27 protein-coding genes are annotated in these 22,765 nt (G+C 66.4%); 26 read left to right on the top strand and 1 reads right to left on the bottom strand.

The features are described 5' to 3' along the window. Positions 1 to 897, bottom strand: a complete 897-nt coding sequence (locus C3942_RS07550) for a fatty acid desaturase family protein (protein ID WP_104229766.1) — start codon at positions 895 to 897, stop codon at positions 1 to 3. A 125-nt stretch (positions 898 to 1,022) separates the two neighbouring features. Between C3942_RS07550 and C3942_RS07545 the strand changes: the two genes are divergently transcribed. The 26 genes from C3942_RS07545 (at position 1,023) to C3942_RS07435 (ending at position 22,760) form a co-directional block, all read left to right on the top strand. Then, positions 1,023 to 2,039 (top strand): AraC family transcriptional regulator, encoded by a 1,017-nt coding sequence (locus C3942_RS07545; RefSeq protein WP_104229765.1) that lies wholly within the window; start codon positions 1,023 to 1,025, stop codon positions 2,037 to 2,039. Positions 2,040 to 2,315: 276 nt separating this feature from the next. Continuing rightward, complete coding sequence (locus C3942_RS07540) at positions 2,316 to 2,495, top strand: hypothetical protein (protein WP_104229764.1); 180 nt, start codon at positions 2,316 to 2,318, stop codon at positions 2,493 to 2,495. Next, positions 2,492 to 2,941 (top strand): lysozyme, encoded by a 450-nt coding sequence (locus C3942_RS07535; protein ID WP_104229763.1) that lies wholly within the window; start codon positions 2,492 to 2,494, stop codon positions 2,939 to 2,941. Before C3942_RS07540 ends, C3942_RS07535 begins: the two co-directional genes overlap by 4 nt. Beyond that, a complete protein-coding gene (locus tag C3942_RS07530; protein ID WP_104229762.1) occupies positions 2,938 to 3,492 on the top strand; it encodes a hypothetical protein in 555 nt (184 codons plus the stop codon). Before C3942_RS07535 ends, C3942_RS07530 begins: the two co-directional genes overlap by 4 nt. 14 nt (positions 3,493 to 3,506) lie before the next feature. Continuing rightward, positions 3,507 to 3,923, top strand: coding sequence for a terminase small subunit (locus C3942_RS07525; RefSeq protein ID WP_104229761.1), 417 nt, complete (start codon positions 3,507 to 3,509; stop codon positions 3,921 to 3,923). Then, a complete protein-coding gene (locus C3942_RS07520; RefSeq protein WP_104229760.1) occupies positions 3,904 to 5,400 on the top strand; it encodes a terminase large subunit in 1,497 nt (498 codons plus the stop codon). The genes C3942_RS07525 and C3942_RS07520 overlap by 20 nt, the downstream gene beginning before the upstream one ends. 153 nt (positions 5,401 to 5,553) lie before the next feature. Then, complete coding sequence (locus C3942_RS22230; protein WP_165797368.1) at positions 5,554 to 7,533, top strand: portal protein; 1,980 nt, start codon at positions 5,554 to 5,556, stop codon at positions 7,531 to 7,533. 202 nt (positions 7,534 to 7,735) lie between these two features. Further along, positions 7,736 to 7,969 carry a hypothetical protein gene (locus tag C3942_RS07510; protein WP_104229759.1) on the top strand — a complete coding sequence of 78 codons (234 nt, stop codon included), beginning with the start codon at positions 7,736 to 7,738 and terminating at the stop codon, positions 7,967 to 7,969. Between the two features lie 311 nt (positions 7,970 to 8,280). After that, positions 8,281 to 9,690, top strand: a complete 1,410-nt coding sequence (locus C3942_RS22030; RefSeq protein ID WP_133164261.1) for a hypothetical protein — start codon at positions 8,281 to 8,283, stop codon at positions 9,688 to 9,690. Next, the gene (locus tag C3942_RS22025) at positions 9,683 to 10,018 is read left to right on the top strand and encodes a hypothetical protein (protein WP_133164260.1); all 336 of its coding nucleotides are present in this window, start codon (positions 9,683 to 9,685) and stop codon (positions 10,016 to 10,018) included. The genes C3942_RS22030 and C3942_RS22025 overlap by 8 nt, the downstream gene beginning before the upstream one ends. A gap of 50 nt (positions 10,019 to 10,068) precedes the next feature. Then, positions 10,069 to 10,440 carry a hypothetical protein gene (locus tag C3942_RS07505; protein WP_104229758.1) on the top strand — a complete coding sequence of 124 codons (372 nt, stop codon included), beginning with the start codon at positions 10,069 to 10,071 and terminating at the stop codon, positions 10,438 to 10,440. Positions 10,441 to 10,526: 86 nt separating this feature from the next. Next, the gene (locus tag C3942_RS07500; RefSeq protein ID WP_104229757.1) at positions 10,527 to 10,961 is read left to right on the top strand and encodes a bifunctional (p)ppGpp synthetase/guanosine-3',5'-bis(diphosphate) 3'-pyrophosphohydrolase; all 435 of its coding nucleotides are present in this window, start codon (positions 10,527 to 10,529) and stop codon (positions 10,959 to 10,961) included. Between the two features lie 278 nt (positions 10,962 to 11,239). After that, positions 11,240 to 11,422 carry a hypothetical protein gene (locus C3942_RS07495; protein ID WP_104229756.1) on the top strand — a complete coding sequence of 61 codons (183 nt, stop codon included), beginning with the start codon at positions 11,240 to 11,242 and terminating at the stop codon, positions 11,420 to 11,422. 418 nt (positions 11,423 to 11,840) lie between these two features. Beyond that, positions 11,841 to 12,050 carry a hypothetical protein gene (locus C3942_RS07485; RefSeq protein WP_104229941.1) on the top strand — a complete coding sequence of 70 codons (210 nt, stop codon included), beginning with the start codon at positions 11,841 to 11,843 and terminating at the stop codon, positions 12,048 to 12,050. A gap of 191 nt (positions 12,051 to 12,241) precedes the next feature. Next, complete coding sequence (locus C3942_RS07480) at positions 12,242 to 12,640, top strand: MAPEG family protein (protein WP_104229754.1); 399 nt, start codon at positions 12,242 to 12,244, stop codon at positions 12,638 to 12,640. Between the two features lie 9 nt (positions 12,641 to 12,649). Further along, positions 12,650 to 13,051 carry a nuclear transport factor 2 family protein gene (locus C3942_RS07475; protein ID WP_104229753.1) on the top strand — a complete coding sequence of 134 codons (402 nt, stop codon included), beginning with the start codon at positions 12,650 to 12,652 and terminating at the stop codon, positions 13,049 to 13,051. A 215-nt stretch (positions 13,052 to 13,266) separates the two neighbouring features. Continuing rightward, positions 13,267 to 14,244 carry a hypothetical protein gene (locus tag C3942_RS07470; protein WP_104229752.1) on the top strand — a complete coding sequence of 326 codons (978 nt, stop codon included), beginning with the start codon at positions 13,267 to 13,269 and terminating at the stop codon, positions 14,242 to 14,244. Positions 14,245 to 14,409: 165 nt separating this feature from the next. Further along, positions 14,410 to 15,363 (top strand): phage major capsid protein, encoded by a 954-nt coding sequence (locus tag C3942_RS07465; RefSeq protein WP_133164259.1) that lies wholly within the window; start codon positions 14,410 to 14,412, stop codon positions 15,361 to 15,363. Positions 15,364 to 15,470: 107 nt separating this feature from the next. Next, on the top strand, positions 15,471 to 15,602 hold the full coding sequence (locus tag C3942_RS22830; protein WP_279331023.1) for a hypothetical protein: 132 nt from the start codon (positions 15,471 to 15,473) through the stop codon (positions 15,600 to 15,602). Positions 15,603 to 15,670: 68 nt separating this feature from the next. Then, the gene (locus C3942_RS22020; protein WP_133164258.1) at positions 15,671 to 16,765 is read left to right on the top strand and encodes a hypothetical protein; all 1,095 of its coding nucleotides are present in this window, start codon (positions 15,671 to 15,673) and stop codon (positions 16,763 to 16,765) included. Between the two features lie 12 nt (positions 16,766 to 16,777). Beyond that, positions 16,778 to 17,011: an Imm32 family immunity protein gene (locus tag C3942_RS07460; RefSeq protein WP_104229750.1), complete on the top strand. Its 234-nt coding sequence runs from the start codon at positions 16,778 to 16,780 to the stop codon at positions 17,009 to 17,011. Positions 17,012 to 17,111: 100 nt separating this feature from the next. Continuing rightward, a complete protein-coding gene (locus tag C3942_RS07455) occupies positions 17,112 to 17,426 on the top strand; it encodes a hypothetical protein (RefSeq protein WP_104229749.1) in 315 nt (104 codons plus the stop codon). 3 nt (positions 17,427 to 17,429) lie between these two features. Then, on the top strand, positions 17,430 to 18,095 hold the full coding sequence (locus tag C3942_RS07450; RefSeq protein ID WP_104229748.1) for a phage adaptor protein: 666 nt from the start codon (positions 17,430 to 17,432) through the stop codon (positions 18,093 to 18,095). Further along, complete coding sequence (locus C3942_RS22015) at positions 18,095 to 18,718, top strand: hypothetical protein (protein WP_104229747.1); 624 nt, start codon at positions 18,095 to 18,097, stop codon at positions 18,716 to 18,718. The genes C3942_RS07450 and C3942_RS22015 overlap by 1 nt, the downstream gene beginning before the upstream one ends. Further along, the gene (locus C3942_RS07440; RefSeq protein WP_104229746.1) at positions 18,715 to 20,058 is read left to right on the top strand and encodes a hypothetical protein; all 1,344 of its coding nucleotides are present in this window, start codon (positions 18,715 to 18,717) and stop codon (positions 20,056 to 20,058) included. Before C3942_RS22015 ends, C3942_RS07440 begins: the two co-directional genes overlap by 4 nt. Continuing rightward, a complete protein-coding gene (locus C3942_RS07435) occupies positions 20,055 to 22,760 on the top strand; it encodes a hypothetical protein (protein ID WP_104229745.1) in 2,706 nt (901 codons plus the stop codon). The genes C3942_RS07440 and C3942_RS07435 overlap by 4 nt, the downstream gene beginning before the upstream one ends. The last annotated feature ends 5 nt before the right edge of the window (positions 22,761 to 22,765 follow it).

The following is a 22,765-nucleotide window of genomic DNA, read 5'->3' as shown; positions in this document are numbered from 1 at the left end:
TCAGGCCGATCCTCCCGGCGGCAGGTCCCTCCGGCTGAAGATGCCGATCATCGGCGTGCCGTGCGCGCGCATGGCCGGCTCGATGCGGCGGTGCAGCGCGTGGTAGCGGTAGAACGGCACGCGCGGGAACAGGTGGTGCACCGAATGCAGGTTCTGCCCCAGCCAGAACCACTCCAGGGGCTTCATCCAGCGCGGCATGATCAGGCTGTTGGTGTTGCGGTAGCGCGCCGGCTCCTCGTAGGGCAGGTGCGGCCGGTAGGCGAACCAGTAGGCGGTGAAGAAGGCCCCCGCCAGGTAGCCGGCCACCAGCAGCAGCACCGTATGCTCGCGCGACACCGCCAGCGCGAACGCCAGGCGCCAGCCCAGGGCCAGCAGGACCTCGGCCACATAGGTCGCCCGCTCCCGCCGCGGGGCCGTGGCCCAGTAGTCGCGGAACAGGAAGGTGTTCTGCACCCACAGGAAGCCCAGGCCGTGGCGGATGAAGGCCAGCGGGCCCTTGCCCATGCCGCTGACGACGAAGTCCGGATCCTTGCCCGGCTGGTTGGTGTAGCGGTGATGCGTGAAGTGCTCCACCTTGTGGGTGGAGAAGGGCACCATGATCAGCGGGGCCACCAGGTAGCCGCAGAGGTCGTTGAGCCACTGCATCCGGTCGTGGCCGCCGTGGATGTTGCCGTGCGCCGCCTCGTGGAGCGGCGTGTACGACATGTAGGTCAGCATGGCGTAGGCGGGCAGCGCCACCCACAGCGGCGTCACCCCCGCCGCGAACAGCCCGAGGTTGGCGATGAAGGCCAGCAGCACCGCCAGCGCCAGCGCCACTGTCGGCCACGCCAGCTCGCCTGTATATTCCCGGGCCGTGGCAATGGCCTGCCTGTTCAACGAAACCAGATCCTGCTGCATGGTTCACTCCCGCCCGAAACTTCACCGCTCGCACGGTAGCCGCGGCGCCGCCTGCCCAGAAGGGCATTGCCGGCCTGCCGCCATGCATTTGCGGCCAGCGGCCTGATCCGGGCGCCGGACCTTCCATGCCCGCCGAGGCCAGCTTCCAGCACCCCATTGCCATCGCCCAGGTGATGGTCAACTTCGGGGCCCGCCATGGCGTGGACGCCGCCACCTGCCTGCTCGGCACCGGCATCGGCGAGGCCCAGCTCAAGGATGCGGAAACCCTGATCGCGCGCGAGCAGGAGATGCGCCTGCTGGAGAACCTGATCCTGGCGCTGCCGCAGGTGCCGGCGCTGGGCTTCGAACTGGGGCTGCAGTACAACGTCGCCACCTTCGGCATCTGGGGCTTCGTGATGCGCATCAGCCGCAACCTGCGCGAGGCCACGCAGAGCGCCCTGCGCTACCTGCCGCTGAGCACCGCCTACTGCCAGCTCGCGCTGTTCGCCGACGAGCGGGAATTCGGCGTCAGTGCCGATCCGGCGGCCATCCCGCAGCACCTGCGCCAGTTCCTGCTGGAGCGCGACATGGCCACCGCCGTCAACCTGCTGCACGAGCTGGGCCTGCAGGGCCTGCGCGTGCAGCGGCTGGAGTTCCAGGGGCGGGAGCCCGGGCACGCCGCGCGCATCGAGGAACTCTGCGGCATCGCCCCGCGGTACGGCAGTGCGCGCAACGCCCTGGTGCTGCGGCGCGAGGATGCCGAGGCGCCGCTGCCGATGTACGACGCGCACCTGGTGCGCCTGCTCGAGGACCAGTGCCGCCTCCAGCTCGAGCGCCGTCAGGTCGCCGGCGTGGCGGGGCAGGTGCGCCGGCTGCTGCTGGGCCCGCTGGGCTTCGTGGCCTCGCTGGAGGACGTGGCGCAGCAACTGGCCATGGCGCCGCGCAGCCTGCGCCGCCGGCTGGAGGAAGAGGGCAGCAGCTTTCGCGATCTCATGGAAGCCGAGCGCAAGCAGGCCGCCGTGCAACTGCTGGAAGGCACCGAGATGAAGATCGACGAGATGGCCCTGCAGCTCGGCTACGGCGACACCGCCAGCTTCACGCGCGCCTTCCGGCGCTGGTTCGGCAAGGCGCCGGGAGAGTACCGCCGTTCGCTGGAGAAGTAGGGCAGGGGGCGGCCTTTCGCGCCGAGTCCCCGGCCTCAAGGCTCGCATCCATCAGGTGCCTCTCCTCAAGGGACAGGCACAGGGCCACGGTCATGAAAGAAAACGGAGTTCCGTTAGGAGTACCGCTTCCCCGGACGTAAAATAGTCCGCAGAGAGCTTGCGTCCAGAGTTCGACAAGCCCGGCCCCGTGCCGGGCTTTGTCGTTCCTGCCTGCGCGCTTTCTTCCCCCCAACGCCCGGCCCTCGCGCCGGGCTTTTTCGTTTCCGGAGACCTTCGATGATCGACATGCGAGGCGATGTCACCGCCGCCGCGGCCAGGTCCGGCCCGCCGGTGCTGGCCTTCTTCAGCGGCATCACCGTCCACGACCTGGTGGGCTGGTTCACGCTGGCCTATCTCGCGCTGCAGGGCGCGCACCTGCTGTGGAAGTGGCGGCGCGAGCTGCGGGGGCGGGCATGAAGGCCCGGCTCGCCGCTGCAGGCCTGCTCGGCTGCTTCGTGCTGGTGGCCGGGTTCGAGGGCCTGCGCACCGCGGCCTACCGCGACCCGGTGGGCATTCCCACGATCTGCTACGGCAGCACCGCCGGCGTGCGCCTGGGCGACACCGCCACGCGCGCGCAGTGCGAGGCCCTGCTGGGCCGCGAACTGCTCGCGGCGCATGACGCCATGATGGCTTGCGTGCGCGTGCCGCTCACCCCGGGCCAGCGCGCGGCCTTCACCTCCTTCAGCTTCAACGTCGGCTCGCGCGCGTTCTGCCGTTCCACGCTGGCGCGCCGGCTCAATGCCGGCGACTACGCCGGTGCCTGCGCGGAACTCGGCCGCTGGGTCCACGCGCGCGGCGTCCGCCTGCCCGGCCTGGAGCGGCGCCGCGCCGCGGAGCGCGAGCTGTGCGAGCGCCCGTCATGAGCCGCCTCTACCTGGTCCTGCTGGCCCTGGTCCTGCTGCTCGGCATCCTGGCGGGCGGCGTCATCGGCTGGAGCCTGCATCCGGCGCCGGTCGCCGCGGTCGAGGACCGCCGTCCCCTGCCGGCGCTGCGCCAGCGCGACGGCAGCATCGTCGCAGCGCGTGCGGCGCCGCCTGCCGATCTCCCCCGGACGCCCCACCTCCTGCCGCGCGGCGGGAAGGAAGAGCGCCGCGTCGCTCTCACCGTGCAGCCTGCGCGCGAGGACTGCCCGCCGCTGTCGCTGGACCTGTCGCTGCTGCAGCTCGACGGCGGCCGCCGCGTGGTCGCCAGTTCGCCGGACGGCGAAGTGACCCGGGCGCTGGACCTGGCGCTGGAGCCCGTCCCGGTGCCGGCAACGCGCGCCTGGGCCGCCGGCGCCAGCCTGGACCTGCGCCGCGAGCGGCCCGGCCTCTGGCTGGAGCGCGACCTCGGCCGCTTCCGCGTCGGCGTGGAACTGAGCGTGGAAGACGGCGGTGCCCTGCAGGGCCGGGCGCGACTCGGCTGGGTGTTCTGAGCCAGGAGCCAGACATGAAATCCAAAGGCAACAACCCCTGGGCCGCGCAGCACATGGGCCGCGACGAAGTCCTGGCCCATCTCTCCCGCGCCGCGCGCTTCGACGTGCGCCGGCTGTTCGACGCCGCCGGCAACCTCAGGCCGCCGCAGGACTGGGACGACGACACCGCCGCCGCCATCTCCGGCCTGGAGTGGCAGGACCAGAGCGGACTCAAGCGCAAGGACGAGCACGACGAGGGCAGCACCGAGACCAAGCAGGTCCGCAGCCTGCAGACCATCGACCGCCTCAAGGCCCTGGAACTGCTGGGCAAGGCCCTGGGCGTCTTCGATGCCGGTGTCGCGCAGGAAGCGGAAGGCGAGGGCAGCCTGGCGCAGCTTCTCTCCGAAGCCGCGCAACACAATGGAGGCCTGCATGGACTCGTCCGCCGCTGAAGTCTCCCCGCTGGCCGACCGCGCCTGGCGCCTGTCGAATCTCTACTGGATCAAGGACAAGGAAGGAAAGCGCATCCGCTTCGCACCCAACTGGGCACAGCAGCGTGCCTACGGGCACCTGGCGCACAACAACCTGGAACTCAAGGTGCGCCAGCTCGGCATCACCACCGGCTACTGCATGCTGTGGCTCGACACCTGCCTGTTCAACCGCGACGTGTCGGTGGGCGTCATCGCCCACACCAAGGAAGACGCCAAGGTGATCTTCCGCGACAAGATCAAGTTCGCCTACGACAACCTGCCGCCGGAGCTGCGCGCCGCCGTGCCCACCGTCAAGGAGACCGAGAGCGAGATGATCTTCGCCAACGGTTCCAGCCTCCGCGTGGGCCTCACCTTCCGCTCCGGCACCGTGCAGATCCTGCACGTCACCGAGTACGGCTACATCTGCGCGCACTATCCACGTCGCGCGCAGGAGATCCGCACCGGCGCCTTCGAGGCCGTCCCCCGGGGCGGCATCAAGGTCATCGAGTCCACCGCCCGCGGCCGCGCCGGACATTTCTACGAGCTCTGCCGCCAGGCGCAGCAGCGACGCGCCGACGCGCCGCTGCTGCACGGCGACTGGCGCTTCTCCTTCCTGCCCTGGTGGGAGCATCCGGAGTACAGCGTGGAGGAACCCGCCTTCGTCTTCACCGAGGCCGAGCTGCGCTATTTCCACGACACCGAAGCGCGCATCGGCCGCGCGCTGACGCGCGGCCAGCGCTGCTGGTACGCGCGCAAATGGCGCGACCAGGGCGACGACGTGCGCTCCGAGTATCCCTCCACGCCCGAGGAGGCCTTCCAGCAGAGCACGGAGGGCGCCTACTACGGCCCCCTGCTGCTGGAGGCCTACCGCGCCGGCCGCGTCTGCGAAGTACCCTGGGACCGCAGCCTGCAGGTGGAGACCTGGTGGGACCTCGGCGTGGACGACAGCACCGCCATCTGGTTCCTGCAGCGCCAGGGCCTGCAACTGCGCGTGGTGGACTACTACGAGAACAGCGGCGAGGGCCTGGCCCACTATCGCGGCGTGCTGGAACAGCGGGCCAGGCAGCACGGCATCGTCTACAGCCGCCATGTCGGCCCGCACGACCTGCGGGTGCGCGAACTGGGCAACGACGCCAAGAGCCGCCTGCAGGCCGCCGCCGAGCTGGGCATCCGCTTCGACATCGCCCCGCAGCTCAAGGTGGCCGACGGCATCGAGGCCGTGCGCCGCCTGCTGCCGCAATGCTGGTTCGACGAAAGCCGCACCGCCGAGGGCCGCAAGGCCCTGGAGCACTACCGCAAAGAATGGGACGCCGTGCGCGGCTGCTGGAAGGACCAGCCCCTGCACGACTGGTCCTCCCATGCCGCCGACGCCTTCCGCACCGGTGCCGTGGCCGGCGATGCTCGAACCGACACGCGCAACACCCAGGCGCGCGAAATCCAGCCCGTGCGCTGGCGCTGAGCCGCTGGTTCCCCTCTCCCCTTCATGGGAGAGGGTGAGGGGAGAGGATTCCGGTAGATCGACCCTCGTCAGCCCTCCCCTGATTTGCAGAAACCCTCTCTCCCAGCCTCTCTCCCGCCAGCGGGAGAGAGGAGTAATTCCCAAGGAAACCCCATGCCCACCCTCGGCCTCCTCCACCTGCAGACCCCCGACCAGCTCAAGCAGCGCGACCAGCCCCCGCCGCCATCCGCGCCCAAGGCGCCCTCGCAGCTCGTCGCCCATATCCAGTCCGCCTGGCAGCGCAACAAGCGCGCCCGCGAGCAGATCGACCGGCGCCTGCTCAACTGCCTGCGCCGCCGCAAGGGCGTGTATGCCGACAGCGAGCTGCGCGAGTTCCAGGAACAAGGCTGCGCCACCGGCCTGTTCATGCCGCTGTCCGCCACCAAGAGCCGCGCCGCCGCCGCCTGGATCCGAGACATCCTCATGCCCGCCGCCGACCGCGCCTGGGCGCTGGAGCCCAGCACGCTGCCCGACCTGCCGCCGCCGCAGCGCCGGCAACTGCTGCTGCGCGCCGCGCGGCAGGCACGGCAGCAGATGATCGCCGCCGGCCAGCCGCAGGACCCCCGGCAGTTCCGCGAGCAGGTGGCCGGGCAGGCGCGCGAGCTGGAGAGCCGCCTGCGCCAGGACGAGCGCAAGGAAGCGCAGCGCCGCGCCGCGCGCATGGCCGACCGCATCGCCGACCTGATGGACGAGGGTGGCTACGACGCCGCGCTGGACGAGTTCATCGAGGACTTCTCCACCTATCCCGCCGCCATCCTCAAGGGTCCCTACACGCGCCGCCAGCGTCGCCTGCAATGGCTGGGCGGCGCCACGCCCGCCGTCAGCGAGGGCCACGGCCTGGCCTGGAAGCGCATCAGCCCCTTCGACTGCTACCCCGCGCCGCATGCGCGCAGCCCGCAAGAGCGCGACTTCATCGAGCGCCTGCGCCTGACCGAGTCGGAGCTCTACGCCATGATCGGCATCCCCGGAAACTCCGAGTGGGACATCCGCCAGGTGCTGCAGGGCGCGCGCGGCGGCGGCCTGCGCCACTGGCTTTGGACCGACGCCGAGCGCAACCGCCTGGAAGGCGACAGCAGCTACGACTGGCTGACGCGCGACGACCTCACCGACGGCCTGCATTACTGGGGCGCCGTGCCCGGCCGCCTGCTGCTGGACTGGGGCTACGACGCCGCCGAGGTCGACGATCCGGACCGCCCCTACGAGATCGACGCCATCCTGGTCGGCGAGCACCTGATCCGCTGCGTGGTCAACGACGATCCGCTGGGCCAGCGCCCGTACCACAAGGCCTGCTACGAGGCGATCCCCGGCGCCTTCTGGGGCCGCGCCATCCCCGAGATGTGCGAGCCGCACGAAGACCTCTGCAACGCCTCCGCCCGCGCCTTGGTCAGCAACCTCGGCATCGCCAGCGGCCCGCAGGTCTACATGGAGGTGGACCGCCTGGCCGACGGCGAAGCCATCACGCAGATGCACCCCTGGAAGATCTGGCAGTTCAAGAGCGACCCCAACGCCGCGCAGCGCGCGCCCATCGGCTTCTTCCAGCCCGGCAGCAACGCGCAGGAACTGCTGGCCGTGTTCGAGAACTTCGAGCGCCGCGCCGACGACGCCACCGGCATCCCGCGCTACGCCTACGGCAACGACCGCGTCGGCGGAGCAGGGGAGACCGCTTCGGGCCTGTCCATGCTGCTCAACGCCGCCGCCAAGGGCCTGCGCCGCGGCATCGCCAACATCGACACGCAGGTGATCTCGCGCACCGTCACCCAGGCCTTCAACTGGGTGATGCTGTATGTGGACGAACCCGGGCTGAAGGGTGACTGCGCCGTGGTGCCGCGCGGCACCGCCGCCCTGCTGATCAAGGACCAGGCCCAGCAGCGCCGCCAGCAGGCCCTGGCCGCCACCGCCAACCCCGTGGACCTCGGCATCATCGGCCAACGCGGCCGCGCCGCCCTGCTGCGCCAGTACTTCGAGGGCCTGGAGTTGCGCGTGGACGACATCATGCCGAGCGAGGAGGAGCTGGCGGCGCGGGAGAGGCAGGAACCGTCATTGCTGGAACCCTCTGTCGCTCCTGCTCCCTTTCCCTTTGTGGGAGAGGGGTGATTTGCCGCGCTTGAGCGATGCCCGAATGGCATCGCCTGCGGCAGATCACGGGCGGCCACGGATGGCCGCCCCGGAGGCTCATTCAAGTAGCCGCAGCCTCGCCATGGATGGCTCCCCCTGAACTCCCGACCTCTCCCCGTTCGTGCTAAGCCTGTCGAAGCATGAACGGGCGCCCATCAAGATCCATAGTCATAAAGACCCCATGCAAACCCTGGATCCGCGCCTCGGCGCCGCCCTGCTGCGCCTGCAAGCCAATCCCGACTACCAACTCTACCGCGACTGGCTCACCGCCTCGCTCAACCAGGCCGACGAGGCCAACCGCCGCCTCGACGGCCCCGCGCTGCACCGCTCGCAGGGCCGCGCGCTGGCGCTGGAAGAACTCCTCAAGGCCCCGCAGACCGCGCAGCAGGCTTTGGCGCGCGCGCAGCGCGGCTAGCCCCATCCTTTATCGAGAGCCCCATGCCACTGAAACACCCTAACCCGGCGGAACTACCGCCAGGCTTCGTGCTGGACCCGCCACCCTTGTCGCCACCACACCGCAACGCTGCCCCGCAGCGGCGAGCGCTGATGGGACCAGACTATGGCCAGAATTTCCTGCGGCAGAGCCTCGGAGGATCGCCGCCCGAACAGTGGCGACAGGTCGAGGCTCCGAAGTTAGCGGATCGGATGCGTCAGGCGCGCTCGCTATGGAGTCAGCGGCTGGCAATCGAACGTGAACGCGACTTGGCCGAGATTGAGTCGGCATACATGAAGCCGGAAGAAGCGCCACTCAGCCTGCGACCGATTATTCCCAGGAGTTCCCGAACGCGAAATCGCAGGCTGGCAGATGTCAGGGAACAACTGAATCAGCAGAGAGGCTTGATCGCCAAGGAAGCGCTGAGTCTGTCAATTTCGCCACAGAATGATTTTGAGCGAAAGTATTCTGCGGCATCTGGACTGCGTGAAAAGGCTACGGCAATCGCCGCTGATCCTGCAGGAGCCATTGGAGCTTTGTCGCCAAGCCTGATGGCGGCCACTCCGGAAATGGCCCTGCAACTAACGCTAGCGCGCAGAGGGCGGAGCATCGACAAGGGCGTTGCGGCAGTTTCTGGTATCGGATTCGGCACCAAGTCGGCGTACGACCAGGAATATGCGGCTGAACTGATTCATTCTTTGGCCCGCCAAGGGGTCGATGTTCGGAGCAAGCAGTCTCTGCAGAGAGCAATGAGCGATGCGGGGGTGATGGCGACTGCGCGCAGCGAAGCGCGTAGAAAGGCGTCCATCGTGGCAGCGGGAGGGGGGCTTGGCGGTGCACTGGGTACGCGAATGCTGGCCCCTTCCAGCCTCCCCCCGTTGGGGCGTGAATTTGCCAATCTCGCCGCCCAATTGCCTGTGCAGACCTTGATTTCTTCGATCACCGAAGCAGCTTCGCAATGGGCTGCGCGCGGAAAAATTGAAGGCGGTGATGTTCTGCTTTCGGTGCTTGGAGGGCTGGCAGGCGCGCCTGGACAGATAGCAGAAGCGAAGATCGGCGGATATCGCCAGGCGAATCCGGCAGCTAGAGATGCTGCGCGTATTCAGGCGCGTCAGGGCAGTGATGGGGTGGGGACATCTGAGAATCCTGTCGGTGCCGACTGGAAGGAGGTGATCGCTTCCGCTATAAGGCCTGCCATGTTGGTCCCGCTGGAGGTGGAGGTAGGGAGCGCGAAGGCAGGAGGCTATCAGAGGCTGTCTCGCAAGATGACGGAGGAACGATCGCCTCTTCAATCAAGGCCTTCACAGGAATTGGGTGATGCGGAGTGGCGCCCTTCTCAGGAGACAGCGGATGCGGAATTACAAGTAACCGATCCTATTGAGGACAATCTCGGTGCGGCACGCCGCCTGAATTTTGAGCCGGTTGATTATCACAAGAACATCGAGATCGGCAGGAAAAGCAGGGGGCCACGAAACGGACAAAGCGCACTCGACAGCTCGGTTACGGTCAAGGAATCTTCCGGAAGGCGGATTGGAATCGACTACGATACCGGTGAGTTCGTGGTGTTTGATAGGACAGAATACGGCACCTATCATGGACACGTTAGGTCTTGGGACCAGTTGCATATCGATATGCAGAACGCTCTGCGTAAAGCAGGCATGGCGGATCGGCGTGGTCGCATATTAGGAAGCGCAGATGAATGAAAAAGCAGACGTTCAGTGGGCGAGCAGGAAATATGCTCTCGAGGCATTCGCTTCAAATGACCCGAAGAGGATTTGCAGGGCGCTGGTATCCATTGCCTTCTACGATGATGACTGGCAGTGGGTTCAGGATAAGTGTCTGCACTATCTTGAAGATAATGACGAATACTTAGCTTGCTTGGCTGCCACTTGCCTTGGTCATATCGCCAGGATCCACGGCAAGCTTGATCGAGAGAAAGTGTTGCCATCTCTTCATGCGAAGGCGAGCGACCCTCGCATTTCAAGCTGTGTTTCTGATGCGCTGGATGATATCGATATGTTCGTGGCCTAATCAGAAAGACCAAGGTGAAAGTAAGTAGTAAACGATCAGATTGCAAATGGATGGATAACCGGGAAGGCGAGATGGCCACCAGTGGCATTCACTTTGGTGAAGGTGTTGTTTTGGTGAGGGACTGGGACGTATCCCAGTTCATCAGGGCAGTTGCCATCCATTGCGAGGAATACCTGAAGCGTGAAAGCACAGCCGGATGGCTTCTGGATGCTTGCCTGGCGTGGATGGATGATTTTGATAGCTCTGCCCCAGGAGTGCGAGACATGGAGTTGGACGAAGCCTTGGCCGAAATTCAGCGAAAAACCATGTTCGTAGATTACTTGCGCTGGTTGAAGAAGCAGGATGCGAATGATAAATACGATCATCAATCCGTTTTGAAAACCATTGATAAGGTTCTGAGGCTTATGGGAAATGCCGATTGATTAGAAGAAATACCAGGGCGAGCTTTACCACGATTGGCATTCTCAACGCTCCTTTAATCGAAGTGAGCTAGTGCTCAAAGGTGAAAATGAGCAACATCGAGGCAGCAATCACCTTGGCTTGCAAAGCGCATCAAGGGCAGATTGACAAGGGTGGTAGTCCCTACATTCTTCATCCTCTGCGCCTGATGCTCCGCATGAGCAGTGCCGCAGAAATGATGGCGGCCGTTATGCATGACGTGGTGGAAGACGGGGATGTTTCATTGCAGGATCTTCGCGTCCTGGGTTTCCCAGAGTCGGTGGTTAGTGCAGTTGATTGCCTGACTCGCCGCAAGGGCGAAGACTACGAGGGCTTCATAAAAAGACTTGCAGCCAATCCTTTGGCGAGGAGGGTGAAGGTGGAAGATCTCAAGGACAACATGGATCTGACACGGCTAAGCGATGTCACTGACAAAGATCTGAAGCGGCAGGAGAAGTACAAGAAGGCGTTGCGGATTCTTGACGAGCTTGATCAGCCCGTGTAGAGCGAGTCACTGCCCATGTCCGTCGCGAATTCCTGTATTCCGCCGTCCCACATCGCTGCAAGGGGCTGAATAAGAAAGCGTAGGGTGTTCCTGAAATAATCTGCCCAGTGAACTGCCAATTCAGAAGCAGGTGTAAGGTGGGCTTTAGCCCACGCTTAGTATTCTCCGCCCTATTAGCCGCGCGGGATAAAGCCCGCCCTACGCTTGCTCGGGCAATAATCTAACCAAAATGGATCGAGTGCCTGAGATTCGATATAATGATATTCAGGAGAAATTGAATGAAATCCTACGAAAAGAACTCGAAAGCGGAAGCCTCGACGAAGCGACCTATCAAGCCTTCGGGGGCAGAGCTGTACCGTGATAGTTCGGGAAAGCTCGTGGACGAAGCGTTCAGGAAGTATGACAAGGAGTACTTGTCTTTCATTGCTAACCTCGACCCTGCCAAGCGTAAAATCTGGTAAGCCCGAAGAATCCCGCCTGATGGCGGTTTTTTTTTGGCGCATGCAGCGAGCGTAGGGTGGGTTTAGCCCACGCTTGTATTCTCAAAGGTAATTCCCCCTAATTCCGGACCAAAATGGACTGAATCTCGCGGGTGCTGATGTGGCTGAGAAGCTGATACAGCAAGGGTTTCAGGTCTTCGTCGCGGTGGTTGAAGCGGTAGCCCGAGTAGGGCGGGTCCTCGACCCGCCTGTCGCGAACTCTCCCAACACTGGCATCATCGCTGCATGCCTCGATCCACTCGGGCCTGGATACCAGCAAGTGTAGGGTAGGTGGTAGCCCACGCTTAGTATTCTCCGCCCCATTAGCCGCGCGGGCTAAAGCCCGCCCTACGCTTGCTGTAACGGGATTGGCTTCCTCAGAAAGACCAGGGTGGAAGTGATGAACGATCAGATAAAGTTGTCCAAAAAAGAAGCCTACAAGGCGATGTTCCTGTTCCTGGAACGGGAGTATCAGTTAACGAAGTCGGACGACATCGGCTCTTTGTTGGGGGCCATGCAATTCTTGGGTGATGGTGTTCCCGCTGACCCCGCAGCTTGGGAGGATTGGGAGGAATGTGTCGGACAGGCTCTGCGGGAAGGCGGGGCATAGACGGAAAGCCGGCAAAGCGATATGGCTACCAGCGGCATTCACTTCGGTGAAGGTGTTGTTTTTGTGAGGGACTGGGACATTTCTCAGTTCATCAGGGCAGTAAGCGTAGGGTGGGCTTTAGCCCACGAGCATCAGTGAGGTGTGCCAAGTAGCTTTCATGTAAGAGCCATTCACCAGAGGCGAACGTATCCATGTCACACCCCCTGATCATCCCCATGGCCGCCCAGGTGGCGCTGGCGGCTTTCCTGTACGTGCTGCTGACCGTGGCCAGGGCGCCGAAGATCTGGGGCATCGGCCGCCGGTCTGACGGCAGCAATCCCTGGGCGGCGGTGGAGCCCCGCATCAGCGCCAACCTCTCCAACCAGTTCGAGTGGCCGCTGTTCTTCTACGCGGCCTGCCTGATCCTGATGCAGTCGGCCCCCGGCAATCTGGCCTTGCCGCTGGCCTGGGTCTTCGTCGCCGGGCGCGTGCTGCACAGCCTGGTGCAGATCCTCACCACCAACATCCGGCTCCGCGGCCTGGTCTTCACGATCAACTTCCTGGCCGTGCTGGGGCTCTGGGCGCTGATCGTCCTGCATTCCCTGAACTAGGAGATTCCCATGCACCCCGATCCGATCGAAACCTGGCACCGGCTGATGAAGCAGAAGGACGTGAAGGGCCTGGATGCCCTGCTGGCCGAGGATGCGGTATTCCACTCGCCGGTGGTGCACACGCCCCAGGCCGGCAAGGCGCTGACGAAGATGTACCTCGCCGCCGCCTTCGCCGTGTTCGGCAACGAGACGTTCCGCTACGTTCGCGAGGTCCGCGTGGACCGCGACGCGGTGCTGGAGTTCGAGCTGGAGCTGGACGGCATCCGCGTCAACGGCGTGGACATGATCCGCTGGAACGAAGCCGGACAGGTCATCGACTTCAAGGTGATGCTGCGCCCGCTCAAGGCCATCAACCTGATCCACGAGAAGATGGCCGCCATGCTGCAGGCGATGAAGCCGCGCACCCCGTAGGGCGGAAGCATCCCGCCATCGGGAGCGGGGCTGAAGAAATACGGAACTCCGTTATGAGCCGCCCCGACACCCGCGTAAAATAGTTCCCAGAGAGCTTGCGTCCGCAGCTCGCCAAAGCCCGGCCATCGCCGGGCTTTTTTTGTTTCCACCCACCACCAACGCCCCACCGCCGACCCGTCCCGGGCCCCGGCGCGTCGCGGCGTGGAGAAAACCCGATGAGCCGACGTTACCCGAGGAATATCCAGAAGCAGATCGCCGCCGCCAATGAACTGGAGGCGCAGCTGGCCCAGCCCGGCCCGGACCCCGCAGCGGCACCCGCTCCCGAGGTGGAGCCGGTGCCAGCGGTGGCGCCCGCGGACGAGCCGGCCGCCGAGGCGGCACTGCCGGACCCGGGCTCCACGCCGGACTACTGGCACGCGCGCTTCCGCACCACGGAGGGCGTGCTGCGCAAGGAGCGCGAGGAGCGCGCGCGCGAGCAGCAGGACCAGGCGGCGCAACTGCAGCAGATGCAGCGGCAACTGGCCGGCCTGCAGGGGCAGATCGACGCCGGCCGCGATCCGCTGGCGGGCCTGGACCTGGCACAGCACTTCAGCGCCGAGCAGATCGAGCACTACGGCGAGGACCACCTGCGGGCGGTGCTGCGCGCCGCGCAGCGCACGCTGCAGCCGCAGCTCCAGAACGCGATGGAGTCCTCGCTGGCGCCGCTGCGCCAGGAGCTGGAGGACACCCGCGAGCGCGTGGCGCAGACGCAGCGCAGCCAGCAGCAGGGCGCCTATGACGGCTTCATCGCCGAACTGGCGCGGCAGGTGCCGGAATGGGAGCAGGTCAATGCCGACCCGCGCTTCCTGGCCTACCTGGCGGAACACGACGAGGCCACCGGCGAAGAGCGCCAGGCCCTGCTGTACCGCCTGGAGCAGCGCCGCGATGCCGGCCGCGTGGCCCGCGTCTTCCGCGACTACCTGCGCGGCCAGGGCGCCCGCCCCGGTGTGCGCGACCCGAGCAAGCGCCTGCTGCCGGACGGCTCGCCCGACGGCGGCAACCCGCCGCCCGATCCGCGCCCCGCCATGAGCCAGGCGCAGATCCGCCAGTTCCAGGCCGACGTGGCGCGGGGCCGCTACCGTGGCCGCGCGCAGGAGCAGGCCGCGATGCAGCAGCGCATCGACGAGGCGTACATGGCCGGCAGGATCGCCTGAAGGTCCATCCCATCCGTTCGCCCTGAGCGTGTCGAAGGGTGAACGGATGCCCGGCCGGCCGTCACGGCGGTCTGCTCGTGCTTCGACAAGCTCAGCACGAACGGACCGCCAGGGGCGCCTAGCCCATCGAGTTTCAATACCCAACCCATACAAGGACCAACACACATGGCAAACATGCCGATCTCGGGCACCTACCCGAATCTTTCCGCCAACGGCGCGGGCACGTCGAAGTACATCCCGACGCTGTTCTCGCAGAAGGCCACCGTCAAGCACTACGACATGACCGTCTGCGGCGAGATCACCAGCAACGACTGGGAGGGTGAAGTCACCCGCCTGGGCGACAAGGTGATCATCCGCCGCACGCCGGACGTCTCGGTGGGCGACTACCAGAAGAACCTGGACATCGCCTACGAGACGCCGGAGGAGAGCGCCACCGAGCTGGAGCTCAACCGCGGCAAGTACTACGCCGTGGTGCTGGACGACGTCGACCGCATCCAGAGCGACATGGGCCTGATGGACATGTACGCCGAGGACGCCGCCGAGCAGGTCGTCCTCAAGCAGGACGCGGAGTTCCTGTCCGACATCATCCTGGACATCCACGCCGACAACCAGGGCGCCAGCGCCGGCAAGAAGTCCGGCGCCATCGACCTGGGCGCCGTCGGCGCGCCGGTGGTGATCGACGCCGACAACGCCATCAAGTTCCTGATGCGCATGAACCAGGCGCTGACCGAGCAGGGCGTCTCCAAGGTCGGCCGCTGGGTCGTGCTGCCGGCCTGGTTCTGCACCATCCTGAAGAACACGGACGTGAAGTCGGCGCTCATCACCGGCGACGCCGAGGGCACGCTGCGCAACGGCCGCCTGGGCACCATCGACGGCCTGACGATCTACGAGTCCAACCAGCTCGCCGACTACACCGACGCGGCGCTGAACGTCACCCCCATCGTCGCCGGCCACAAGGACGGAGTGACCTGGGCCAACCAGTTCATCAACGCCGAGGTCATCCGCCTGCAGACCAAGTTCGCTTCCGCCATCCGCGGCCTGGCGGTCTACGGCTACAAGGTGGTGGAGCCGCGCTACCTGGCCCTGGGCCGCGTCACGCCGGACCTGTCGGCACTGTAAGCCCGCTGTAAATCCCCTCTCCCGCAAGCGGGAGAGGGGCAGGGGAGAGGGTGTCTGTAACTCTCTCATCCTGCGCAGTATTGAATCCATCAACCCAAGGAACCCAAATGAACTGCAAGGAAAAGCTCGCCAAGCCGGTGAACCCCTACACCCAACCCGGCGCCACGCCGGACGGCACGCGCAAGAAGGGCGGTGGCCGCAAGGCCTGGTGCGAGACCGGCTCGCACCAGAAGAAGTAAGCGGTACAGCGGTAACGAGGCCCCGGGAAGCCGGGGCTTTTTTCTTGGGCTTTCTACAAGACCTCACCATGCCTCAAGACAACAAGGCTCCAACCCGCCTTCAAGGTGTTGGCGTATCCGGCCTGGCAGGCGTGCAGCGCGGCCTTTCCGCGGATTTGTTTGGCCTGCCGGTGGATACCGTGGCCAATGTTGCGGACCTGGGTCTGGCGGGGTACGGCACGGCCGTAGGCCTGATGGGCCGGCAGGACCTCATGCCTGATCTGCTGGATCGTTCGCAGGTCATTGGTAGCGGAGATTGGATCGCCCGCCAGCTGTCGCGGACCGGTGCCTTGATGGGGCCGGTGGACTCGGGTTCCGGGGCGGATCGGGCAGCATTCGCCTTCGGTCGGGGTGGATCGGCTGCAATCTTCGGCCTGCGCGATGGCTCACGCCAAGCGGTCGAGGAGGGTCTGCGTGGCGGAATCTCGATGTTGGCTGCGGAGAATGCTGGAGCTTCTACGGGCAATCCAGCACTGGCAGCCTCGGCGGCACTCCTTGTCGGAAGCGGGTGGCGAATTCCCAATGACATCACTCGATCCGCAAGGAAAGAAGACGGGAGCGCGCCAGACTTGCGGAGCTCGGTGAAAGGTGAATTGGACTGGCAACGGTTCATTGCCGACACCTTGGCACGCGTGCTGCCGGATGCCAGGAAGCTGCAGTGCCCTCCAAAAAGACCGAATCACGCTTTTGGAGCGGGCGACCCCGCTTCCCGCATGGAACTTTCTAGGCTAAAGGCCAAAAGGCATCAACGCCCGGACAACAACACGATGCTCAACTCGGAAGAATATCGATCCTACCGAGCGGGCATGGACGAATTTGGACTGCCGCGTGATCTCCCTGTCAGGAGGGGGTTGGGGGAGAATCCTTTTTACGGAAAGACCTTTCCTGACATAGACCAGCTTCTGACGGGGCGCGATTTCTCGAAGAAGGGGCTTGATCCATCGGCAGGGATTGGATCTTATTTTCATCCGAAGAGCGGCCGGAAGTACTATTTGGATGGGGGGCAGAAATACGGCAAGATTTATGAACTTCCCCACGTTGATGTCCATCGTATGAAAGACGGGCTAAACTCGAAGAAGGAAAAGAGAAAGTTTCCTCTCGGGGACGAATTGATCCGGAAGTAAAATGAGGAAGACATGTTGAGCTTCGAATTCGCGGGCAACGAAACACTTCACGTCCATGGTGACCGGAAGAGCCTTCTCGAGTTGGCGGATATTCTGATCCACCTGGCAAAGAGCGAAGAACCCGATCATGTGCACCTGATGAGCCCGGAATGGGGAGGCACCACCCTGTCCGATAAGCCTCAGGGGCTCGACACTAGATCGTTCAAGCACGTGAAGGTATGCATCTGGCCGGACGAGGATAAATAGCCCGCCCCCAGCCCGGCCTACATCAACAAGCTGCACCCTAAGCCCGCCACTTGGCGGGCTTTTTCGTTTCCGCTGTTCTTTTTCTCACCCAGGAGTCCCCATGCCCAAGTACCTGATCCGCGCCGACGGCGCGGTATACCCCTATAGCGCGCGCCTGGCGGCCAGTGCGCGCTTCAAGACCGTGGAAGAGCTGCCCGCGGACCATGTCGACAACATCGCCCTCGCACGCGAGCGTGCGCAGGTGCGCGCGGCCGCGGCAGCCGGCATGCGCGAGCAGCAGGACCAGCGGCAGGCGCGGCGCCAGCGCGACACGCTCAAGCTCCGAAAGCGCCTGGCGGCGGTTCCGGCCGTGGATGCGGCCGCGGCGGCGGAAGCGCAGCGCCAGGCCGATGCCTTCGGCGGCAAGGAGCACTGAGCCATGGGAACCATTGCCTGCTCCCGCGTGCTGCAGCGCGCCGCGCGCACGCTGTTCGACGAGACCGGCGTGCGCTGGTCGCCCACGGAGCTGCTGGACTACCTCAATGCCGGCATCAGCGCCATCGTGGCCGCCAAGCCGGACGTGGCGGCCACGGCGGAGGCCTTCGAGCTGGTGCCCGGCACGCGCCAGGACCTGCCGGCGGATTTCGTCCAGTTCCTGGGCCTGGTGCGCAACCTGGGCGCGGACGGCCAGACGCCGGGCCGCGCCATCCGCCAGGTGGAGCGCAACGAGCTGGACCACAGCTACCCGGACTGGCACGGGTCCAGCGGCGATGCCGTGCTGCACTACTGCCACGACAAGCGCCTGCCGCGCCTGTTCTACGTGTTCCCGGCCGCGGAGGGCTGGGTGGAGTTGCAGGGCGTCAAGGCGCTGCCCGCGGTGACCGATGCGGCGCAGACGCTGCCTCTGGACGATCTCTACGAGAACCCGCTGCACAACTGGGTGGTGGCCTATGCCTACGCCAAGAGCAGCAAGTCCGGCGACATGAACCGCTCCGGCGCCTACATGACGCTGTTCGCCAATGCGCTGGGGCTGAAGTCCCAGTTGCAGTTCTCCTTTGCGCCCACCGATCCGGACGTGGCGGCCCGCACGGGCGAGGATGCCTGATGGCCGCGCTCGACTCGCTGCTGCCGTTGTGCCGGCGGCAGGCGCCCGGCTGCCCGGATTTCCTGCTGCGGGAGGCGCTGCGCCACGCCGCGCGCGAGTTCTGCCGCGACAGCTGGTTTGCGCGGCGCACGCTGGAGCTGGCGCTGGAGGCGGGCGTAAGCCACTACGACCTGGTGCCGGAGGACGGCGCGGAGGAGATCATCGGCGCGGACGCGGTGGAGTACCGCGGCCAGCCGCTGCAGCCGGCGGACCCGCGCCTGCTGCCGCAGCGGCCGGGGCGGCCCAGTGCCTTCCTGTGGCTGCCGCCGGCCACGCTGGAGCTGGTGCCGTATCCGCCGGAGGACGCGGACGATCTCTCCGAGCCCGCATGGGTTTCGGTGATCGTGCAGCCGGCGCCGGAGGCCGACAGCGTGGGTGACGATATCGTGCGCCAGTACGACCACGCGCTGGCGGACGGCGCGCTGGCACGCGTCTGCGCGCTGGAGGGCGCCGCCTGGTCTTCGCCGCAGGCGGCGGCGCGCCACGGGCTGCTGTTCCATGCCGCCAAGGTCAACGCCAAGGGCCGCGCGCTGCGGGCGCACCTGCCGCGCGGCCTGCGCGTGCTGCCCCGGAGGTTCGCATGAGCTACGGGTACGTCCACCGCCGCCACGGCACCTCGCCGGGCGTCGAGGAGCCCCCGCCGGCGGACCAGGTGCAGTGCAACCTGGCAGCGCTGGCGGCGCTGCCGCTGGCCAGCGGCGAGCCGGAGAGCAGCGAGGGCTGGCGGCATTTCCGCTGGGGGCCGTCGGTCCCCTGCGAGCGCGTGGTCATCCCGCCGGGATTCACCGACAGCAGCACGCAGCTGGACGTGGTGATCGCCGGGTTGCTGCCGCAGGCCAGCGCGCTGCTCCTGCTGCAGATCGAGAGCGAGCAGGGCACGCAGCTCACGGTGGGCGCGTCCTGGGGCGATGGCCAGATCATCGGCGATCCACAGGTCTACGAGGTGCCGGCCGGCGGCCGGCGCGAGGTGGTCGTCCGCTTCGACGACTACGGGCAGCGCTTCACGGTATTCGACCCCGCCACCGAAGCGCCTTGCGTGCTGCATGGGGGAGAGATCCGCCTGGACATCGGCAACGGCTGGGGCACCCTCTCCGACGCCCTGCCGGCCCAGGTCCTGTCGGCGCATGGTGCGGCATTCCCGAGCGGCAACGGCCAGGCCTATGGCTGCCGCTGGCGGACGCTGGACGCGAGGCGCCCGGGGTCCTTCGATGACATTCCGCTGATGATTCCGGGCGTTCACTATCTTCCGTCCGAGGGGAGCATCCAGTTCGGCCCGCGCCAGAGCGGCACGGTCGAGGGGCTGGAGGTTCCCTTGCTCTACCCGGTGGCCGATGACATCGACCTCTCCGGCGGCCTGCAGGTGGACGTGACCGGGGCGCGGATCCTGAACTTCGAGCTGTTCGGCTTCGACAACGCCCTGCAGCAGGATACGCCGCAGGCCCGTTACTTCAGCATGGAGACGGTGTTTCAGGGCGACATGGAGGTGAGCGGGACGCAGAACGATCCCTTCATCCGCCGGGCTTTCGTGCTTTGGGGAACTTCCAGCAACGGCTCGCGCCTGGGCAAGCCGAATGTCTACCGCGGCCTGCTCGACAGCACGCCGAATTCGTTCCGCTACCACAACCAGATCGTCGTCCAGCACAACCGCCCGCGCGCCAACCTGGCCGAGCTGGGCAACAAGATGGCCCTGCTGGTGGTGCACCGCCTGCCGGTCGACAAGCCGCTGCCGGTGTACTACGCCTATGGCTATAGCCCCGAGACCTCGCCGCAGGAGATGGAGTCGGAGCCGCGCTGGACCTCGCTGCCCGACGGGAACGGCGAGCACAGTTTCGCCGTGAAGTTCGGCCTGGTGGACGGCGACGTCACCGTGCTGCAGATGACGTCCGACATCACCCTCATCGACGACTCGGAGAACCTGGAGTGAAGATCTCCCTCACGCCCTCGCGCGGCGTCATGCCGCGCGTGGCACCGCAGCGCCTGCCGCCGGAGGCAGCGCAGACCGCGCTCAACGCCCGCCTGCTGAGCGGCGACCTGGAAGCCTGGCTGGAGCCCGGCTTCAACAGCGCGCTGTTCAAGAGCGGCGAGGTGCGCAGCCTGCACCTGATGGCGCGCCAGCACTGGCTGCATTGGACGGCGGCGGAGTTGGGCACGGAGGCCGTGTCGGTGGACGTGGCACGCGGGCCCATCGCCGGCGACAGCACCGAGCGCAGCTACTTCAGCGGCACCGACGCCCCGCGCGTCACCAACCTGGCCAAGGCCATCGGCCCTTGCGGGCAGCGGTATCCCTGCGACAGCCTGCTGCTGGGCGTGCCGGCGCCGGAGGCCGTGCCGGCGCTGGCGCTGGACACCGTGGTGCCCGACGCCAGCAACGTGGAGTTCACCAACCCGGGCGCCGAGTCCGGCGGCACGGCCGGCTGGATCGTGGACGAGGGTGACCTGGATGTACGCACGTCCGGCGACGCTGCCGGCCTGGCGGCGCAGCAGGGCAGCTACTGCTTCTGCGGCGGTGGCGCGGCGCGGACCGAGGCGCACCAGACGCTGCTGCTGGCGTCGGCGCACGTCTTCCCGCAGCAGATGCTGGAGCTGAAATGGTGGCAGGCCAGCGGGCCCGCCGGCAGCGCGGCGGCCATGGGGCTGCGCTTCCATGACGAGAACAACCTGCCGGTGGGCGAGGCCATCGCGCCGGTGCAGGCGGTGACGCCGGCCCTGGGCTGGGTGCAGCGCAGTGTCTCCCGCCAGGTGCCGGCCGGGGCCGAGACCGTGCGCCTGGTGATGATCTTCGAGCGCGAGGGAGCGGGACAGAACGACGCCTACCTGGACAGCCTGGAGCTGTCGGCCATGGACTACGAGGAGCCCTTCGACTGCAGCTCCTTCGACGGCTGGATCAAGGGCCCGGAGGGCGGCGTCACGCGCGTGGAGATCGACCCCGGCACCGGGCGCGAGGCGCCGAGCTGGCGCTTCACGCAGAACAACAGCGTCAGCTACCTGTACAAGGACATCGGCCTGGCCACCAGCCCCAAGGCGCGCATCGAGGCCGACATGTATGCCGTGGAGAACCTCACGCTGATGCTCTACGCCAGCGCGGCAGGCTATGGCGTGGGCATCAATGTCGGCGAGAACGGCTGCCGGCTGATGCGCTACGGGGCCTGGGGCGACCAGGGCGGCTCGCCGCTGGCGCAGCTCGCCTCCTCGCTGAAGAACCGCTGGGTCCGCGTGGTGGCGGAGGTCAACACCATCAGCGCCGCCGCCGCGCGGCTGAAGCTGCGCGTCACCAGGCTGGACAGCGGCGTCGCGGTGGTGAGCAATCACGAGGCGGAGATCGAGGTCAATGGCTCCTGCGTGGGCTTCAAGTCCCGCTCCAACGAGACCAGCGAGCGCAGCTGGGTGGACAACGTGCTGCTGTCCGTCACCGCGCCGGAGCCGGACCGGCCGGAGAGCATCGTCTTCACCAACTACGTCTGGACCTACACCAACGAGTTCGGGGAAGAAGGCCCGCCGAGCCCGGTGAGCCGCACCGTGCAGCGCAGCAACAACGCCCCGGTGCGCATCGACACGCCCGCCACGGCGCCGGCCGGCTACGGCATCAGCCACAAGACGCTGTACCGCTCCGCCACCGGCGCCGGCAGCAGCGCCTACCTGCGCGTGGAGCGCATCCCGCTGGACCAGGTCACCTACGTGGACAGCAAGACGGACGCCGACCTGGGCAGCGTGCTGGAATCGCAGCTTTACGACCTGCCGCCGGCCGACCTGCGCGGGCTGCTGGCCATGCCCAACGGCTTTCTCGCCGGCTTCTCCCGCAACGAGCTGGTGTTCTCCGCGCAGGGGCGCTACCACGCCTTTCCGCTGGACTACCGCCTGGCCACGGATTATCCCATCGTGGCCATCGGCGCGATCGACGCCAGCCTGGTGGTGCTGACCGAGTCCCACCCCTATGTGGCCACCGGCTACACGCCGGACGCCATGTCCATGCGCAAGCTGGAATCGCCGCAGGCCTGCAGCGCCAAGCGCAGCGTCGCCCACCTCAAGGACGTGGGCATCGTCTACGCCTCGCCGGACGGACTGGTGGCCATCAACGGCCAGGGCGCGCCGCTGCTGCTGACGGAGGGCCTGCTGACGCGCGAGCAATGGCAGGCCCTGAACCCGGCCTCCCTGCTGGGCGTGGCGCATGACGACCGCTACTTCGGCTTCTACGAGAAGACAGGCGGCGAGCGCGGCGGCTTCATCCTGGACGCGCGCAACGGCGGCTTCGGCCTGGTCTTCACCGACCTCTGGGCCCAGGCCGCCTACAGCGATCCTTTGACCGACCGCCTGCTGCTGGTGATGGGCAACCAGGTCTGGCAGTGGGAGGGCGGCAGCACGCGCCGACCCTACCGCTGGCGCTCGCGCCTGTTCCAGCTACCGCGCCCCACGGCCTTTGCCTGTGCCCAGGTGCGCGCGGCGGACTACGAGGACCTGCTGCTCACCCTGTACGCGGACGGCGCCCCCTGGCTGACCCGCGCCGTCACCTCCGCCATGGAGTTCGTGCTGCCGGACCGCTTGGCGCAAGCCAGCCTGGAGATCGAGCTGGCGGGCACCTCAAGGGTGCAGTCGGTGGAGGTGGCGGAGGAGATGGAGGAGCTGGAGTGAACACC

Origin of the sequence: Solimonas fluminis, assembly GCF_002930645.1 — a bacterium.
In the GTDB taxonomy this organism is placed as follows: Bacteria; Pseudomonadota; Gammaproteobacteria; order Nevskiales; family Nevskiaceae; genus Solimonas_A; species Solimonas_A fluminis.
The sequence above is the reverse complement of the archived record's forward strand: the minus strand, read 5'-3'. Positions and strand labels throughout refer to the sequence as shown.